General features: G+C 50.1%; 15 protein-coding genes. 8 read left to right on the top strand and 7 right to left on the bottom strand.

The genetic code is table 11. The features are described from left to right. Positions 1–264 precede the first annotated feature (264 nt). From ubiG to Q4579_RS10130, 5 genes are all read left to right on the top strand, one after another. Positions 265–975 carry a bifunctional 2-polyprenyl-6-hydroxyphenol methylase/3-demethylubiquinol 3-O-methyltransferase UbiG gene (gene ubiG / locus Q4579_RS10150; RefSeq protein WP_303563724.1) on the top strand — a complete coding sequence of 237 codons (711 nt, stop codon included), beginning with the start codon at positions 265–267 and terminating at the stop codon, positions 973–975. 132 nt (positions 976–1,107) lie between these two features. Continuing rightward, entirely contained in the window at positions 1,108–1,815 is a 708-nt protein-coding gene (locus Q4579_RS10145) for an HAD family hydrolase (RefSeq protein ID WP_303563849.1), read from the top strand. 350 nt (positions 1,816–2,165) lie between these two features. Next, complete coding sequence (gene nrdA, locus Q4579_RS10140) at positions 2,166–4,433, top strand: class 1a ribonucleoside-diphosphate reductase subunit alpha (RefSeq protein WP_303563722.1); 2,268 nt, start codon at positions 2,166–2,168, stop codon at positions 4,431–4,433. A gap of 51 nt (positions 4,434–4,484) precedes the next feature. Beyond that, positions 4,485–5,618, top strand: coding sequence for a class Ia ribonucleoside-diphosphate reductase subunit beta (gene nrdB, locus Q4579_RS10135; RefSeq protein WP_303563719.1), 1,134 nt, complete (start codon positions 4,485–4,487; stop codon positions 5,616–5,618). Continuing rightward, entirely contained in the window at positions 5,615–5,908 is a 294-nt protein-coding gene (locus tag Q4579_RS10130; protein ID WP_303563717.1) for a 2Fe-2S iron-sulfur cluster-binding protein, read from the top strand. Before nrdB ends, Q4579_RS10130 begins: the two co-directional genes overlap by 4 nt. A gap of 194 nt (positions 5,909–6,102) precedes the next feature. Here the strand turns inward: Q4579_RS10130 and Q4579_RS10125 are convergent, their stop codons facing one another. Further along, positions 6,103–7,353 carry a CinA family nicotinamide mononucleotide deamidase-related protein gene (locus tag Q4579_RS10125; RefSeq protein ID WP_303563716.1) on the bottom strand — a complete coding sequence of 417 codons (1,251 nt, stop codon included), beginning with the start codon at positions 7,351–7,353 and terminating at the stop codon, positions 6,103–6,105. Positions 7,354–7,806: 453 nt separating this feature from the next. Between Q4579_RS10125 and tyrP the strand changes: the two genes are divergently transcribed. Together tyrP and Q4579_RS10115 are read left to right on the top strand one after the other, a co-directional pair. After that, positions 7,807–9,006, top strand: a complete 1,200-nt coding sequence (tyrP, locus tag Q4579_RS10120; RefSeq protein ID WP_303563713.1) for a tyrosine transporter TyrP — start codon at positions 7,807–7,809, stop codon at positions 9,004–9,006. A 319-nt stretch (positions 9,007–9,325) separates the two neighbouring features. Continuing rightward, a complete protein-coding gene (locus Q4579_RS10115) occupies positions 9,326–11,290 on the top strand; it encodes a bifunctional diguanylate cyclase/phosphodiesterase (RefSeq protein WP_303563711.1) in 1,965 nt (654 codons plus the stop codon). 59 nt (positions 11,291–11,349) lie between these two features. Here Q4579_RS10115 and Q4579_RS10110 read toward each other — a convergent pair whose 3' ends face one another. The 3 genes from Q4579_RS10110 to cysB all read right to left on the bottom strand — a co-directional run bounded on the left by Q4579_RS10110 (position 11,350) and on the right by cysB (position 14,449). Then, positions 11,350–12,078: a sulfite exporter TauE/SafE family protein gene (locus tag Q4579_RS10110; protein ID WP_303563709.1), complete on the bottom strand. Its 729-nt coding sequence runs from the start codon at positions 12,076–12,078 to the stop codon at positions 11,350–11,352. After that, on the bottom strand, positions 12,078–13,280 hold the full coding sequence (locus tag Q4579_RS10105) for a methyltransferase (RefSeq protein ID WP_303563708.1): 1,203 nt from the start codon (positions 13,278–13,280) through the stop codon (positions 12,078–12,080). The genes Q4579_RS10110 and Q4579_RS10105 overlap by 1 nt, the downstream gene beginning before the upstream one ends. Positions 13,281–13,474: 194 nt before the next feature. Beyond that, positions 13,475–14,449, bottom strand: coding sequence for an HTH-type transcriptional regulator CysB (cysB, locus tag Q4579_RS10100; protein WP_303563706.1), 975 nt, complete (start codon positions 14,447–14,449; stop codon positions 13,475–13,477). 325 nt (positions 14,450–14,774) lie between these two features. On the opposite strand from cysB, the gene Q4579_RS10095 reads away from it, so the two are divergent. Further along, a complete protein-coding gene (locus Q4579_RS10095; RefSeq protein ID WP_303563705.1) occupies positions 14,775–15,536 on the top strand; it encodes a DNA repair protein in 762 nt (253 codons plus the stop codon). A 75-nt stretch (positions 15,537–15,611) separates the two neighbouring features. Here Q4579_RS10095 and Q4579_RS10090 read toward each other — a convergent pair whose 3' ends face one another. Genes Q4579_RS10090 through Q4579_RS10080 form a run of 3 tightly spaced genes read right to left on the bottom strand, consistent with a single transcriptional unit; the run spans position 15,612 to position 18,810 of the window. Continuing rightward, positions 15,612–16,844, bottom strand: a complete 1,233-nt coding sequence (locus tag Q4579_RS10090; RefSeq protein WP_303563702.1) for a glycine betaine/L-proline ABC transporter ATP-binding protein — start codon at positions 16,842–16,844, stop codon at positions 15,612–15,614. After that, the gene (locus tag Q4579_RS10085; protein ID WP_303563846.1) at positions 16,837–17,736 is read right to left on the bottom strand and encodes a proline/glycine betaine ABC transporter permease; all 900 of its coding nucleotides are present in this window, start codon (positions 17,734–17,736) and stop codon (positions 16,837–16,839) included. The genes Q4579_RS10090 and Q4579_RS10085 overlap by 8 nt, the downstream gene beginning before the upstream one ends. A 60-nt stretch (positions 17,737–17,796) precedes the next feature. After that, complete coding sequence (locus Q4579_RS10080; protein ID WP_303563701.1) at positions 17,797–18,810, bottom strand: ABC transporter substrate-binding protein; 1,014 nt, start codon at positions 18,808–18,810, stop codon at positions 17,797–17,799. Positions 18,811–18,881: the final 71 nt, after the last annotated feature.

Below are 18,881 nucleotides of genomic sequence, written 5' to 3'. Positions count from 1 at the left end.
CATATTTCCCATTTAATAGGCACGCCTTTCAGTGCCTTTCTTGTGAGTAATTTTGCGAATTGAACACAATTCCACCCCATAACCTGTTGTCTGGCGGTGATTTCCCGAACAATATCTGCGGTGTTTTCACGCAAATTCATTCCGGTGACAGCAGCCTTCCCCAGCCAGACTTTCGAATTTCTGTCAGAGATCAAGGATTAGATTTCAACTCAGGCTGCTTTCGCTATAATGCCCCTTCGATATCAATGGAAATGGCAAGTAATAATGACCAAGCAGTTCAATGTCGATCCGGCAGAAATCAGTAAATTTGAAGAAATGGCATCACGTTGGTGGGATCTGGACGGGGAGTTCAAACCGCTGCATCAGATCAACCCGCTCCGTCTGAACTATGTGATCGACCATGCCGGTGGCCTGTTTGGCAAAAAAGTGCTTGATGTCGGCTGTGGCGGTGGGATTCTGGCCGAGAGTATGGCGCAGGAAGGTGCGCAGGTCACCGGTTTGGATATGGGCAAAGAACCCCTAACCGTCGCCCGCTTACATGCACTGGAGACAGGGACCAAACTGGATTACATTCAGGAAACCGTCGAAACTCACGCTGAACAACATCCGCAGACCTATGATGTCGTGACCTGTATGGAAATGCTGGAGCACGTACCCGATCCGGCTTCTGTGATTGCCTCCTGCGCCAAACTGGTGAAGCCCGGCGGCCATGTGTTCTTCTCGACACTCAACCGCAATATGAAATCGTATCTGTTCGCCATTGTCGGTGCCGAACAAGTCATGAAGCTGGTGCCAAAAGGCACACACGATCACAAAAAGTTTATTCGTCCATCAGAGCTTATGGCGATGGTCGATCTCACTGATTTGCAGGACCGCCATATCACAGGCCTTCACTACAACCCACTGACGGACACTTACACACTCGGTCGGAATGTCGATGTGAATTACATTCTGCACACCGTCATGCCAGAGTAAGCCCTCTCTCAGCCAGACAGACTTCCCTGTCTGGCTTTCTCATCACAGCCACAACAGCCCGCATTTTTCCTGATATGCTTATTGAAATTGACGCGACTTCCGCGGTGATTTGTGCAAAGGATATTGCTCATGCTGAAACATCAACTCAACGCTGTCTTATTCGACTTGGATGGTACGCTGCTTGATACCGCACCGGATATGGCACGTGCAGCAAACCGGGTACTGGCTGATCATCAGATTCCCCCTCTGACTCCCGCACAGATTCAGGCCAATACCAGCTACGGCGCGAATGGGTTGCTGGCCGCTGGATTTGGCACCATTCCCGACCACTTGGACCCCCAAGCACTCCGCCTGCAATTTCTTGAATATTACTTGAATAATATTTGTTTAGAAACAGCCACTTATCACGGTATCGATTCACTTTTACGCTACCTGAAAGAGAATTCGATCCCTTGGGGGATAATGACAAACAAACCTGGTTTTCTGACCCAGCAACTCCTTCCATTTTTTCCGGAACTGAATGAAGCGGAAGTCATTGTCTGCGGCGATACGCTCGCCAAAGCCAAACCGCACCCCGATCCACTCTGGCATGCCTGCGAACTGCTAAAGGTTGCCCCACAACACTGCCTGTATGTCGGAGATATCGAAAAAGATATGATTGCAGCACGATCAGCCGGAATGCCGGGTGCTGTCGCAGGCTGGGGATACATTGGCATGGAACACACACCGCACCTTTGGCAGGCCGACATTATCCTTGCAGAACCCGCCGCATTAATCCAGTTACTTGAACAACAAAATCGTAACGGACGCCCCTTTTTTAATCAATCATGCTACAGCTGAAAATGGAGCTGAAAATCAGGAAAAATCAAGGAAAAAAAATTTTTTCCGCCCGGAAATTTTCACTGATTTTATTTGCAATTTTCTATGATATTGGCCAGTCTGATGAAATAGGTTAGTGTATACTAACTATCCATTTTGCATCCCCACGTTATCCACAAGCGGTCAAAAAATACCAGCTTGCAAAATACCATGCTCAACACTATCTTGTTTGCCACATGGCTTAACACCCCAATATATAGTGTTTTGGTCTATTCTTTTAAGTGTAACGAAGATCACAATATTCGTTTACTTTTTTAATAAAATTGTAAAAAGACACTATTGATCAGGGAAAACCGGGAAAACGATTAAAAATGAATCAACAGCTAACTGTTACCAAGCGTGATGGGCGCAAAGAACGCATCGATCTGGACAAGATCCACCGTGTCATTACCTGGGCTGCTGAAGGCCTGGAGAATGTTTCCGTGTCGCAGGTTGAGCTGAAGTCACACATCCAGTTCTATGACGGCATTCAAACGGAAGACATTCACGAGACCATCATCAAAGCAGCAGCTGACCTGATCTCTGAAGAGTCGCCTGATTACCAGTACTTGGCTGCCCGTCTGGCTATCTTCCATCTGCGTAAAAAAGCGTATGGCCAGTTTGAGCCGCCGACGTTGCTGAACCATGTGAAGACCATGGTCGACAAAGGCAAGTACGACAAACATTTGCTGGAAGATTATTCCCCTGAAGAATTTGCCGTGATGGATAACTTTATCGATCACTGGCGTGATATGAACTTCTCTTATGCAGCCGTAAAGCAGCTGGAAGGCAAGTATCTGGTTCAGAACCGTGTGAGCGGCGAAATCTACGAAAGTGCGCAGTTCCTTTATGTGATGATCGCAGCGTGCCTGTTCAGCAAGTATCCGGCTGAAACGCGTCTGGACTATATCAAGCGTTTCTATGACGCGGTCTCAACATTTAAGGTCTCACTGCCAACACCAATTATGTCTGGTGTGCGTACCCCGACCCGTCAGTTTAGTTCTTGTGTTCTGATTGAGTGTGACGACAGCCTGGATTCTATCAACGCAACGGCCAGCGCCATTGTTCGTTATGTATCTCAGCGTGCCGGTATCGGGATCAATGCAGGCCGCATTCGTGCACTGGGTTCTGAAATCCGTGGCGGCGAGGCATTCCACACCGGTTGTATCCCGTTCTACAAATACTTCCAGACGGCTGTAAAATGCTGTTCTCAAGGCGGTGTTCGTGGCGGTGCAGCGACGCTGTTCTACCCAATCTGGCACCGCGAAGTTGAGTCGCTGCTGGTTCTGAAAAACAACCGGGGTGTTGAAGAGAACCGTGTTCGTCACATGGACTACGGCGTTCAGATCAACAAACTGATGTACACCCGTCTGATCAAAGGTGAAAACATCAGTCTGTTTTCTCCGTCTGACGTGCCTGGACTGTATGATGCCTTCTTTGCCGATCAGGATGAGTTCGAGCGCCTGTATGTGAAATACGAGCAAGACGAAAGCATTAAGAAGCAAACCGTGAAAGCGATCGATCTGTTCTCGCTGCTAATGCAAGAGCGTGCATCCACGGGCCGTATCTACATCCAGAACGTCGATCACTGTAATACGCACAGCCCGTTTGACCCGTCTGTTGCACCGATCCGCCAGTCTAACTTGTGTCTGGAAATCGCACTGCCAACTAAACCACTGAATAATGTGGAAGATGAGAGCGGTGAGATTGCGCTGTGTACGTTGTCTGCATTCAACCTGGGTGCGATTGAACACTTGGACGAGCTGGAAGAGCTGGCTGAACTGACCGTTCGTGCCCTGGATGCCCTGCTGGATTATCAGGATTACCCATTGCCTGCAGCCCGCCGAGCAACCATGAACCGTCGTACGCTGGGTGTTGGTGTGATCAACTTTGCTTACTATCTGGCGAAACACGGTGTGCGTTATTCTGACGGCAGCGCAAACAACCTGACTCATCAGGCTTTCGAAGCCATTCAGTACTACCTGCTGAAAGCGTCTGTTGGTCTGGCGAAAGAGCGCGGCGCATGTCCGGCGTTCAACGAAACTACTTATTCTCAGGGTGTGCTGCCAATCGACACCTATAAGAAAGATCTGGATAAGATTTGTACTCAGGAACTGCGTTACGACTGGGAAGCGCTGCGCGGAGAAATCGTCGAGCACGGTCTGCGCAACTCTACGCTGTCTGCGCTGATGCCATCTGAGACTTCATCTCAGATCTCGAATGCGACCAACGGCATTGAGCCACCACGTGGTTTCGTGTCCATCAAAGCATCCAAAGACGGCATCCTGAAACAGGTTGTGCCTGAGTACAACAAATACAAAGACAACTATGAGTTGCTTTGGAACATTGGCAGCAATGACGGCTACCTGCAACTGGTCGGTATCATGCAGAAATTCGTTGACCAAGCGATCTCTGCAAATACTAATTACGACCCGAGCATTCAGCCAGGCGGCAAAGTGCCAATGAAACTCTTGCTGAAGGACCTGCTGACAGCGTATAAACTCGGCGTCAAAACCCTGTACTATCACAACACCCGTGATGGCGCATCCGATGCGCAGGGCGATGTTGCTGCAGACGACTGCACCAGCTGCAAGATTTAACAATTACAAACCAAATGGGAGCTTCGGCTCCCCTTTGATGTTGAGGACACCATGGCGTACAGCACTTTCTGTAAAACCAACAACAACCCGCTGAAAGAACCGATGTTCTTTGGTCAGCCTGTCAACGTTGCCCGTTACGACCAGCAGAAATTCGAAATCTTTGAAAAGCTGATCGAGAAACAATTATCTTTCTTCTGGCGTCCGGAAGAAGTGGACGTATCCAGCGATCGGATTAACTTCAATAATCTGCCTGAGCATGAACGCCACATTTTCATCAGCAACCTGAAATATCAGACCCTGCTGGATTCTATTCAGGGACGCAGCCCGAACGTGGCACTGCTGCCGCTGGTCTCGATTCCTGAGCTGGAAACCTGGATTGAAACCTGGTCGTTTTCTGAAACGATTCACTCACGTTCTTACACGCACATTATTCGCAATATCGTGAACGACCCGGGTGTGGTATTTGACGATATTGTTACCAATGAGCACATCATCAAGCGTGCCGGTGACATCTCTCATTACTACGATCAGCTGATCCAGGGCACCAACGATTACCACCGCCTAGGTGAAGGTGTGCATACCATCAATGGTGAAACCGTTGAAATCAGCCTGCACGAACTGAAGAAAAAGCTGTATCTGTGCATGATGTCGGTGAACGCGCTGGAAGCGATTCGCTTCTACGTCAGTTTTGCCTGTTCATTTGCATTTGCTGAACGCGAGCTGATGGAAGGAAACGCGAAAATCATCAAACTGATTGCGCGTGATGAAGCCCTGCACCTGACGGGCACACAGCACATTCTGAATCTGATGCGTACCGGTCAGGATGATCCTGAAATGGCTGACATTGCTCACGAGCTGGAAGAGCAAAGCTTTGAAATTTTCAAAGAAGCCGCGGAGCAGGAAAAAGAATGGGCAGAGTATCTGTTCAAAGACGGTTCCATGATTGGTCTGAACAAAGACATCCTGTGTCAGTACGTTGAATACATCACCAACCTACGCATGACCGCCGTTGGCCTAAAGCCGGCTTATCCTGGCGCAACGCAGAACCCGATTCCTTGGATCAACGCTTGGTTGTCTTCTGACAACGTTCAGGTTGCCCCTCAGGAAGCGGAAATCAGTTCTTATCTGGTCGGTCAAATTGACAATGATGTCAGCGCTGACGATCTGGGTGATTTTGAACTATGACAAAACTGACCATTACGGTGAATGGGCAAGCGGTTTCGGGAAATAACCACGAACCGCTGCTCCTTCAACTGGAACAGGCTGGCTTACAACCTGAATTCCAGTGCCGCAATGGAATGTGTGGTGCCTGCCGGTGCAAACTGAAATCAGGCCATGTGACGCAGTATGATGCCATGGCGTTTATCGCGCCGGGAGAAATTCTGGCCTGTCGCACGGTCCCGACGTCCGATCTGACGCTGGAGTTTGAATATCATCTCCAGCTTCCACCGCTCCAAGCCGCAGTCAATGAATAAAAAAAGCCAGCCTGAACAATCACAGGCTGGCTTTTTCTGATCCTGCCCGATTTCATACCAATCGAGTCAATCACTGGTCATCCTAGCTTGTTCAAATGCTCGATCACTGCGTTAGATTTTTTGATTGTAGAATCACGACTTATCTAAAAAATCCGCTTAATCTCAAACATTTTCCCTGCGCTATTTCTGATCATTTACTTACTTTGATTGGTATAAATCGTCTCAACGGGTAAGAACAGCTCACTCAGCGTTTCAAAAGATTCATATTGCCCGACAACCGTCTCGCCTGTCTGCCAGCGTCTCAGCATATCCAGCATCAGAGTGGCCACCATCTTCCGGTGTGTTTTATTGGCATACTCACGCTTTGTACGGACATGTTGTGCCCAGTCACCCTTTGGCGTAGAAAGCGCAATTGAAATCGCCCCCTCATGCAACGAACCACAAACCAGCGCTAAATCGGACCCGGTTTGCTGGCGGGCCGCCGCCGCCATCGCTAAAGCTGCGCCCATCGGCTCAGCATCACTAATGGACGGATCCACGTGTGTGGTCAGCAACCAGGCCTGACTCAGTGCCGACTGCGTCGCAGGATTATCCTGCAGCCAGTTCAGCACATCACCACCGGTAAACTGTTCGGCCACCGTGAGCGTGTAAGGTGACTGAGAAAAGTGGCTGCCGATGGTATCCAGTAGATTCAAACCCACCCCGACGATATTTTCACCAAGGCGCTTGCGGATCTCATCCATCACAACGGGCACCTGAGCGTCCCCTTTCGGCGTAAACAGTTTCACCTCGATAAATGGCATTGATGAGCGATAACCCAGCTGGAACGAAGGTGGCAGATTCAACGTCGACAAAGTGTCGTTGATACCGGATTCAGACAGACCAAAACAATAAAGGCGATGACATTCCAGGGTCGAGACTTCCGGGTGCAGGGCTTTCATCCGAGGCAGGATTTCCTGCTCAACCATGACTTGAAACTCACTGGGTACGCCAGGCGTGAAAAACAAATGGGCCCGGTTCAGCTTCATCTGAAATCCGCAGGCTGTCCCGACCGGGTTATCCAGAATTTCAGCCCCTTCCGGCAACATCGCCTGCTTCAGATTCCCCTGTGGCATTTCCCGGCCAAAGGCCCGGTATTTTTCCAGCATCTGCTCAACCCAGAATTCGGATTGTTCCAAACCGACACCCGCGGCCACCGCAGCGGCCTGCGCAGTGAGATCATCCGTCGTCGGTCCCAAACCACCATTCACAATCACAAGATCTGCCGTCAGGCTGCATTGTTCGATTTCAGAAGCCAGGATTTCAAGGTGATCCCCGACCGTGGTCCGGCGGGACAAGGCAAAACCATGCTGAAAAAACAACCGGGATAGCCATGCCGCATTGGTATCGACAATATCTCCATGCAGGACTTCTTCACCGGTACTGATCATAACCACTTGCAACATGCTATTCCTCATCCTTATTGGTTTGTATCTCACTGTAACACTTCACCCACAGTGAGAAAATCTTCCTCATCGTTAATTGAAATCCCCCGGACAAACAAGCGAACATCAAAACGAAAAAAAAGCCAAACCGTAAATATAAAATTACACCCATTAAACGTAAGTTGACAGTCATTTTTTCTGCGATTAAAGTACACAGCATCAGATTACAACTGATAATCTGATTACTTAATAGACAAAAACACCAAATGTTGCGCAGATGTTATGAGTAAACACGTGATGAAGACATATTATCGTTGGCCACAGTGGCCGACAGCGTTGTAAAGAAAGTTGAACATATCATTTCCTTCCAACCCGCTCCGCTATTGTGGCTATATTTTTTCTTCGGAGAGAAACAGCCTGACAGCCCCCTCTCCCATCAAATAATTCGATAAAAATACAGGGAGTTATGACTCAATGAGCATGAATAAAACTTTCGGCAGTACGCTCATTATTGCCGGCACAACCATTGGCGCAGGGATGCTGGCGCTGCCACTGGCTTCGGCTGGTCTGGGATTCACCACCGCAACGTTCACCCTTTTCGGAATCTGGGCACTGATGGTGTACACCGCGTTACTGATGCTGGAAGTCCACCAGCACGCCGATCAGTCCGCCACACTGCATACCCTCGCAAAAGAATTGCTGGGAAAAAAAGGCCAGCTTGTGGCCAACTTTGCCATGATGTTTCTTTTCTACGCTTTATGTTCTGCGTACATCGCAGGGGGGGGATCACAGCTTCAGGATAAGCTGGCTAATTGGTTTGGGCTGGATGTGTTACCTCAGGTCGGCACCATTGTATTCACTCTGGTGATTGCTGCAGTCGTTTCCATTGGCACCCATTCTGTCGACATGGTGAATCGGGTCCTTTTCACTCTGAAAGTGATTGCGCTGGTTGTCATGCTCAGTCTGCTGCTGCCCCATATCCAAGGCCAGCATTTAGTGGATATGCCCGTTGAAAAAGGCTTACTGATTTCAGCATTGCCCGTCGTGTTCACCTCTTTTGGATTTCATGGCAGCATTCCCTCAATCGTGCGTTACGTCGGGATTGATATGAAAGCCTTACGGAAAGTCATGATCATTGGTGCATCCGTTCCGCTTGCAATTTACCTGCTCTGGCAAATCGCCAGTCAGGGGATCCTGAGTCAGTCAGAACTGATCGCAAATTCAAGCCTGGGGAATTTCATTACCGCGCTCAGCCAGTTGCTGCATAATCCGATGGTCAGCAATTCAGTCTCTGTTTTTGCGGATTTAGCACTGGCAACCTCATTCTTGGGAGTCAGCCTGGGGCTGTTTGATTTCCTCTCCGATACGCTAAAGCGGAAAAATTCAACCTCTGGTCGGTTCCAAACCGCTTTGTTTACCTTCGTCCCACCGCTTTGCTTTGCCCTCTTCTACCCGCAAGGCTTTATCATGGCGCTCGGGTATGCGGCGATTGCACTGGTGATACTGGCGATCTTCCTGCCAGTGGCCATGGTTCATGTGCAGCGCCGTCAGCGTAAAGATGGTTATCAGGTGATGGGCGGCCAACCGGCACTGATTCTGGCAGCTTCCGCTGGGATTCTGATTATCACAGCTCAGTTCCTGCAGATGGCAGGGGTGATCCCGGCTGTCGGCTAAGCCTTCTTTATCACACTGCACGTCAGGCCGAGCCTGTTCAGCTGACGTGCAGTTTTTCATCAGAACATCACAAGACGGCTGTTCCGAAAGAGAAATTCAGCGGAAGGTGATTATTTGATGAATCACTTATCTATCAGAACACTAAATAGACAAAACCATCAATATACGCATAGTTATGTGTTACCTTTCAAATATTTACACAAAAAAGACAGTCACTTTCTGAATCAAGATCACGCTTTATGTCCTCGTGCGTATATACGTGACTTATTTTAGGCTATCGTTGAGACATTCACTCTTTTAAGCCATCCCTTTATCTGGTATGAGCCAATCCTTTACGACCTTTGAATATCTGCAATCCCCGGTGTGGGTTTTCGATATCGAAAAAAAAGCCATTGTCTGGGCTAATTCTGCTGCTTTGCCACTTTGGGAAGCAGAGAACCTTGACGAGCTGACCGCACGAGATCTCGGCCGCGATATGTCCGATGCCGTTGAGGCAACTCTGAATGATTACCTTCAGATGTTCAACCGGGGCGAAGCACTCAAACTCTGGTGGAGTTACAGCCCGAAGAGCAAAGTGAAAAATGCACTTTGTCACTTCTCCGGGATCCCGCTGGCAGATGGCAGACTGGCCATGCTGGTGCATGTGATTGCGGAAGAAGCCAGCCTGCGCCGGGAACTAGCGTTTTCAGACGGTTCTAATCTCGCACTCTTATTCTCATCAGAAGGGATTCTCCTGAGTGCAAACCGGGCTTTCATTCATGCTTTCGGGGAACAACTCGACAGCCTGGCCACTTTTGTCGGCGATATCAATCTGGCCCACAAATGGCTGGAAGACGCCAGCAAGAACGGTATCGTGAATCGTCGCAAGTTATGCTGGACCGGGCGTAATTACGACTGGTTCAACATTGATGGCAAATGGCTGGCCGATAAACAGCAACTGCTATTAAGCCTGGTGAACATCAGCCAGGAGAAAGAGCAGCTCAAACAAGCCAAATATCAGTCTGAACACGATTATCTGACCGGATTGCTCAACCGCCGGGGCATGATTAATGCGATTCACGCCTCACAACATACCTCGCAGCCTTATACCCTGCTGTTTCTGGATATCGACGGCTTCAAACTCATTAACGACACCTATGGTCATGCCATTGGCGATAAAATGTTACGTGCTATCGCCATTCGTTTGAGTGAAATTGTCAAATTCAACGGTTTACTCGCCCGTTTCGGGGGAGATGAATTCATTATTCAGCTGGATCAACGCCAGATTGATGACCCGGCACGTTTTGCCCGGGCGCTGATCGCAAACCTCAACAAGCCCTTCCACCTGAAAGAAGTGGGTGAATTGTCGATCGGTTGCAGTATCGGGATGGCCAACTTCCCGACGGATGCAAAGAAAATTGAAACCCTGATCACGCAAGCGGATATGGCGATGCATCGCGCCAAACTGCGGGGACGGAATCGTTGCCATCATTTCTCGCCAGAAATGGCAGAAGATCTGTACCGGAAAATGACGCTGCGTCACCACCTCACACTTGCAATGGATGCCGAAGCGTTCGAGCTTTATTATCAGCCGATTGTTGATCTGAAAAACAATCGACTGGGCGGTTTCGAAGCACTGATTCGCTGGTACGATGAAGATCTCGGTCAGGTTGCGCCATCCGAGTTTATTCCGCTGGCAGAAGAAACCGGACAAATCGTCCCGCTGGGCAAATGGACGCTGAAGCAAGCCTGTATGCAGCTGTCGAGCTGGAATAAAACCTACGGCAAACGGTTTACCGTGAGTGTCAATTTATCCCGGGCGCAACTGCACGCCAGCCTTGCCGCTTACATCGGCACTTTATTGGAACAATACGACATCTCCCCGTCTCAGCTCGCGCTGGAGCTGACCGAATCGGCCATGCTGCAGGAATATGATGAAGCGAAACAATGCCTGGTGGATCTGGCTGAATTAGGGATCGAACTACATCTGGATGATTTCGGGACGGGTTATTCTTCCCTGTCTCAGCTCCAGAACCTACCCATTACCATGGTAAAACTGGATCAAAGCTTTGTTCAGGCGAACACGCAAAGCAGTCGGGCGATTGTCGAAGCCACTTGCGCCATCTGCGATAAACTAAGTCTCAAACTGGTTGCGGAAGGTGTGGAAACACTGGAGCAGTTGGAGTTTATTCAAAGCTGTCACTTTGATTACTGTCAGGGATACTATCTGGGTAAACCCATGCCAGCTCATGAACTGGAACAACGTCAGTTCAACCTGTTCAATGTGATTCCCAAAGCCAGCTGATTCTCAGAAAGTTTACCGCCGCCCATCTGGTATCGGTAAACTTTCTGGCTGACAAATGATCAGGTCCACATTGGGCTGAATCCCTGCCACAGCGCGGCCATCCCAGCAAAAGTACATAAAATCAGTAACGCGTATCTGATCCATTCCGTTTTAATGAAGCGCTGAACCCGATATGCGAGCAAAGTGGTCAGCACGGGGGCAGGTAAAATCAGGAGCGCTTGCTGAAAATGCCAGACACTGAAATGTCCGGTAGAAGACAAAGCAATCAGAGACAAGATACAGCTAAATACGAAATAAACTGCCAGATTTGCTCTGAGTTTTCCCGCTTCTGCATGTTGCAGAACCAAAGCCATCGGTGGCCCGCCTATACTGGTCGTCGTCCCCATTAACCCTGACGTGAAACCCGCAAAAAACAAAGCTTTCGGCGTTGGCTTAAACCGTACTTTCATCAGACTGATCAACACAGCCAGCAATACACCGGCACCGACCACCAGCGCCAGGTGCTCAGTACTGATGTACAACATAATCCATCCGGCAACCATGGTGCCGGGCACCCGTCCGATGAATGCTGCACTCATCCCTTGAAACGAGATCATGCGGCGATATTGCCACATATTGATCAGCGCCAGCACCAGACCCACGAACGTCACCACACCCGGCACAAACCGGGGTTCAAAGAAATAAATAATAGGCGCGGCGACAATCGCCATACCGAAGCCAACGGTACTTTGCACAAAACATCCCGCCGATAAAGCCAGCGCACAATAAATCAGGGTACTGGTGTCCATTATTTCTCCAATTGAGCGTGAATCAGAATATTTCTGGGGGTGATTGGCTTATCACAAAAAGTCCCGACTGAAACTTGGTATCCGGCCTGTGCCATAAACATAGCCCGATCGTAAACCAGCCAGAGTTCCAGCGGACGCCGGAAGACCTGCCGGATCAGCTCCATCCGTTCAACCCGATGAAATCGGTGTTCACCTGCCTGCTGCCAGTGGCGGTAGTCAATGCCATTCGGAAGCTGAATTCCTTTTTTCTCTGCTGCCCACTGACAGAACGCTTCAAAGCCTTCCTGCAGCAAGGCTTTCTGAACATTGGGCACAGGCAGATATGCGTGACTGTGCTGTAAAAACTGCTGGAGTGCATCAAATCCAAGCCGGAAACTAACTTCAACAAAACGCTGTTTTCTGACCCGTTGTCCCGCCGTAACCGTTTCCTGAAGCGGCATACGCAGATCATGTTTCGTGAGGACAAGCTGGCTGGCTTTTGCCGGTTCCGACAAAGGTTCATACTGTGCCGACCGGATCAGGTGATAGCAACACGGAGAAATACTGACAGCTTTGGCCTGCCGCACTGCCACCTGCTTCAACAAGGTTACATGCAAATCACCACAGGCATGCAGGGCAACCGCATGTTGCGCGGGCTGAACGAGAGAGGCACTCTCCGGTGAGAATGCATCCCCCTGCTGAAAAGTCATCGGCAAAGAGAGACGCTTTGCTATCGCCTGACCATCGGTGCATAAACTGTGCTGCCACTCAAGGCTGACCACAGGCTGATGATCGGCTGCTGCAAGTACCCGCCCGAGATACCCCTTCCCGGCACACCATTCAAGCCACGGAAGTCCATTGGCAGGAATCGCCGCATGAAAAGCCAGAATCTGATGCCATTTTCGGCCCGGAATACCCGCCTCCAGATTTCTGGGCCACAATTGCTGCGACCTTGTCCGGGCTGGCAACTCAGGTAAAACGCTCAACTGTGCAAGGTGGTCAATCTCTGGCAGATACGGGCTTACAGCCTGTCTCAGCGCTTGCGGATCGGCCAGAAAACGGGCTATCTCCGCTTCCGGCAAGTCATCCAGCCACTCGGCTAACGCAGGCAGGGAATCCCGCCAGGGATAATCCGGACAGGCGAATGGCATGAATTGCCAGTAAGGCCGCAGTTTGGTGAGCCAGTGATCCAGTTGGCAGAAAACTTCAGAACAGGCAGACATCAATTCACTCAGAGCACATCAGATGGAAAGCCGGTATTTTATCTTATATTTGCGCCAAGCAGCAGCGCATCTGCAAAAGAGAAACTCACGAATGACGCAATGTTGCTTGTTTTCAACCACCTGAAACAACAGAAGCTGCCAGCAGGCAGCTTCTGACAGAGCAGAGACGTTTCAACGTCAGGCTGGCAACGCGTTTACCTGACAGGCAATTTGATATTTGCAAACATCGCTTCAATTTCTTCATTACTCTTCAGTGCCAGAGCCTGATCAACCACATTTCGGGTCAGATGAGGCGCAAAGCGTTCCATGAAGTCATACATATAGGTTCGCAGGAAGGTCCCTTTTTTAAAGCCGATTGTCGTGGTGCTGGCATCAAAAATATGACTGGCATCAATGGCAACCAAATCATGATCTGTTGCCGGGTCAATCGCCATACTCGCCATCACGCCAACGCCGATTCCCAGACGAACATAGGTTTTAATGACATCCGCATCCGTTGCCGTAAAGACGATTCGGGGGGTCAGTCCTGAACGGTTGAAGGCATTATCCAGCTCAGAGCGTCCCGTAAAGCCGAAGACGTAAGTCACCAACGGAAATGCAGCCAAGTCTTGGATGGTGATTTCTTTTTTCTGGGCCAGCGGGTGATCGGCACGCACCACGATCGAACGGTTCCAGTGATAACAAGGGAGCATCACCATATCCTGATAGAGATGCAGCGCTTCCGTCGCAATGGCAAACACAGTCGTCCCTTTCGATACGGCATCCGCGATTTGCGAAGGCGTGCCCTGATGCATGTGCAGCGACACTTTCGGGTAACGTTCAATAAATCCCTGAATTACCTGTGGCAAAGCATATCGAGCCTGAGTATGGGTTGTTGCAATATGTAAGGTCCCCATCTCCGGATGGGTATATTCTCCGGCAACCGATTTAATGCTTTCAACACGGGAAAGAATATCACGGGAGATGCGAACAATATTTTCACCGGCCGGGGTTACTTTGGTCAGATGCTTACCGCTTCGTTCAAAAATCTGAACGCCCAGCTCATCCTCCAGTAATCTGACCTGCTTACTAATACCTGGCTGAGAGGTATATAAGCTTTCTGCAGTCGAGGAAACATTAAGGTTATGGTTCACCACCTCAACGATGTAACGTAATTGTTGTAGTTTCATTGTGCCGCCTCAAATATAGTCCGTTACATTCTAACAAAGCGTCGTTCTATTTCACTATGTTATATACACGATCATAGTCACTGAACACTGCATGTACAGTATGATGACGGATTGCATGCTCCGGTCCATGATAATTGGACAACTGTCGGAAATCTATATGGGATTTCCCCGGACAGCCCGCGACTTTTGCTGAACGCGACGCAGCCGGTAAATATACAGCGTGCGAATGTGAGGCTATGAGCAAAAATCCCCCCAATGCTATGACCTATCAGCCAGATCGTGTATCTTATTGCTTCGTTTCTCTTTAGATTATCTGATCGAGTGTATGAGTATTCCTTTAGTTGTCGGTCTGATCGGCCTGTTGTTAGTTCTGGTAGTCGGTTACAACGTCATCATTCAGTATCGCCAGCAGCTGGAAAGCCAGAAACAGCAGGAGTTGGCTAAACACATTGCGATTATTGACTCCAGCGAAGACATGATCGGCCATGCGCATCATCTTCCTTATAGTAAGGAACTACTGGTTTGTCTGAATCAGCGCATTCTTTCTGCTCTGGAAAGCATGTTCGAAATCGATCAGTCTGATCGCTCGATGCCGCAACGGATTCAAAATGTCCGCGAGCAGATCACTCAACTCCAGCAAAATTATACGCCCAATGAAATGTCAGGGTTCAAAGTGCCGACAACCGACCGTCAGGCCATTGCGATGCTGCAGCTTGTGAAACGACTCAAACAAGTCGTCAAAAATGAACACAGCAAAGGCCGATTAGGAACGCAGACTTTTGTGGCCGAGAATGCCCGTCTCGAAGGACTGCAATTACGCATCAACATCGAAAATGTCATTAAACGTGCGAATGAAGCCCGTATGAAACGACAAATTGGTACCGCGAAGCAGCTGCTAAGAAAAGGCCTGGATGCACTGTCGACGAAAAACCACAATTATGCCAATCAGGCGCGCGAAAAATTACAGGCGCTGCTGGATGAAATCGACAGCTCTCAGAATCAGACCAACGCCAAACAGCGTCAGGAGATGATCGAGAAAGAGCAGGACGAACTGGATGTTCTGTTCCAGCCAAAGAAAAAATGGTAATTCAGTGCCAATCCCCAGTATTCAAACAGGCCGCATCGAATGCGGCCTGTTTTGTATCCAGCCCATTCCACTCACTTACCCGTCAGATGCCCCGATGCGATGTTCACTCAGCACCTTGGCCAGAATGCTGCGGGACAGACACCCACGTAATCTGCCCTCGCTATCCAGCACAGGTAAAGGCCAGTTCGAATTCAATGTGGCTGGCAGGACATCCTCCAGTAACTGATGAGCACGAATGGCAGGCACAGACTCCAGCAAGTCAACAAGACTTCCTCCATTGAAGAGAGGGTGAGGTTGCGAACGGAGTTTGACCTCCGTCAGCACTCCAAGATACCCCTGCTGTTCATCCCAGATGTAGCTATACACCTGCTGGTTTGCTTTCAGAGCATGCGCTGCATCCTCTGGCGTCACAAGACCCAGTTGGTGAATCTCACGACTCATGACGCTGCCAACCGTCAGTGCCCGGGCGAGATTCACATCTCTGACAAAAGCTTCGACATAATCATCGGCAGGCCGGAGCAAAATATCGACCGGCCTGCCCTGCTGAACCAAGACCCCATCACGAAGAATCGCAATCCGGTCACCCAGCCGGAGCGCTTCATCCAGATCGTGTGTGATGAAAATAATGGTTTTCCCAAGCTCAGACTGAAGTGACATCAGTTGCGATTGCATCTCGCTGCGAATGAGTGGATCCAGCGCTGAAAAGGCTTCATCCATCAGTAATATGTCTGCATCGGTACACAAGGCCCGGGCCAGTCCGACCCGTTGTTGCTGGCCGCCAGACAGACTGGACGGATAATGATCGCCATACCCGCTCAGTCCTACCGTTTCCAGCCAGTACTGTGCTTTCTTCAGCCAATCCTGTTGACTGTGCTTCTGAATCTGCAACCCATATCCAATATTCTGCAGGACCGTCCGGTGCGGGAGGAGTGCAAAACGCTGAAAAACCATTGCCATGCGCTGTCGCCGGAAAGTTTGTAATGCAGCGCTACTCAAGGTGGTCACCTGAACATCATCAATGTCCACCTGTCCCGCTGTCGGTTCAATCAATCGGTTAAACAAGCGAATCAGTGTCGACTTCCCGGAACCAGACAGCCCCATAACGACAAAGATCTCACCGGGATACACCGACAGGTTGATGTCATTGAGCCCAACCGTGTGCCCGGTCTCTGCCAGAATCGTTTCTTTGCTTGTGCCGGCAAGCACTTGTGACATCACCTGCTCGGCTCGCGGGCCGAAGACCTTATATAAACCCCGCACCTGAATCAGCGGTTTTCGGTCATCGTGACGTATGGAAGGATCAGTCATGCCGGCTCCCGGAAAGATGCTGCTGCGCCCGACGGGCATAGCTCTGAGAGATTCGGTCAAACATAATCGCCAGCGCGACAATAGCCAAACCATTCAGTAACCCCAGCGTAAAGTACTGATTTGTGATGGATTTCAGAACGGGCTGCCCCAGCCCTTTCACGCCAATCATCGAAGCAATCACAACCATGGCCAGCGCCATCATAATGGTCTGATTGATCCCGGCCATTATCGTTGGCATTGCCAGTGGTAGCTGTACCCCGGTCAGACGCTGCCAGCGACTGGCCCCGTAAGCTTCCGCAGCCTCCAGAACTTCTTTGTCCACCAGCCGGATGCCAAGATTGGTCAGCCGGATCACCGGTGGAATGGCGTAAATCACCACAGCAATCAGGCCGGGAATTTTGCCGATTCCCAGCAGCATGACGACCGGAATCAGATAGACAAATGCTGGCATGGTCTGCATCACATCGAGCAGGGGCGTGACCCAACGCTGCACCCGATCCGAGCGTGCCATCCAAATCCCGACGGGAACACCAATCAACACCGCCAGCAATGTCGACGCAATGATAATGCTCATTGTCCGCATGGTGTCATCCCACATCCCAAACAGACCAATAAACACAAAAGCCACAACAACCCCAATCGCTAATTTCCAGGAGCGGCTGGCATAAAAAGCCAGTGCAGCCAGCAAGGCAATCATCAGCCACCAGGGCGTCGCCAGCAGCAACTTTTCAAACCCAATCAGGAAAGACAACAGGGGATCAAAAAATGATTCAATTGTGTCGCCGTATTCACGGGAAAAAGTCCGGTAAGCGCCATCCAGTGTCTGACGAATGGCCAGAAGTTGTTGCCGGTCCAGTTGGGGAAATTCAGTGAGCCAGGAAGTATCAGACATCATTTCAACAGCCGTCAGTATTCATCAAATCAGCCCGGCTTCGCTACCGGGCAAGAACATTTACTGCGTTTTCAACGCTTCCATCATGCGCTTTTCAGCCTCAGGGCTGACCCACTGCGTCCATAATTTTTGATGTTCTCTGAAAAAGTAGTCTGCTGCAATCTCACCATCCGCCTGATTGTCTTCCATCCAGGCCAATATCCGATTCATTTGCGGATTGGTAAAAGAACGCTTCGACAGATACGCCAGCGCTTGCGGGGCGCGCTGGGCAAACTTTTCTGTCACCACGGTATCAACCGGTGATGGCGGATACATGGTTGGTTTCGGATTCAGACAGTCTGCCTGGGTAATACAGGACTGATAATGCGCCACATCCACCCCGGTTCCGAAATCAACTTTCACCATCTCATACTTCCCAAGGATGGCTGTCGGTGCCCAGTAATAACCAAACCAGGGTTCCTTGCGCTCATACGCTTTTGCTATCGACGCTGCCAGTCCGGCACCGGAACCCGGATCCAGCAGTTCAAAGCCACTGTCTGCCAGATTGAGCGCATCAAAAAGATGTTCAGTGGTGATCTGGCAGGTCCACCCGGCCGGACATCCCATCATCGCAGCACGATCCGGGTCTTCCGGATGTCGGAAGAGTTTGGCTTTCGCCCGAATACCTGCCAGTGTTTTCAGTTCCGGGTATTCGTTCACCAGATAAGCCGGCACCCAGAACCCTTCTTCACCGCCGTCCGATAACGTAACCCCGGCATAGCGTAAGCGGCCTTCCTTCACCCCGATATCCAGGGCTTCGCGCATCGTATTACTCCACATTTCCGGGGCAATATCGGGCTCACTTTTTTCGATCATGGACGTGGTTGTCGGGATACTGTCTCCCGGCACCAGTTCGGCATCACAGCCGTAACCCTGCTGAAGAATGAACTGATCAACGTGGGCGATAAAAGTGGCGGAATTCCAGTTCATATCCGCAATGGTGACTTGACCACAATCATTGGCAGCAGAGGCAAACCAACTAACCGGCAGGGCTACCGATGCCAGCATACCTGAACACAACAGAGAAAAACGCATAACACATCCTTATGGTGAGGATTCCTTAAACCAAACCCGAATTTGACATTGTGCCGGGTGAATGTCTTTTC

Origin of the sequence: Photobacterium sp. 1_MG-2023 (assembly GCF_030547945.1) — a bacterium.
Lineage (GTDB): Bacteria > Pseudomonadota > Gammaproteobacteria > Enterobacterales > Vibrionaceae > Photobacterium.
The sequence above is the reverse complement of the archived record's forward strand: the minus strand, read 5'-3'. Positions and strand labels throughout refer to the sequence as shown.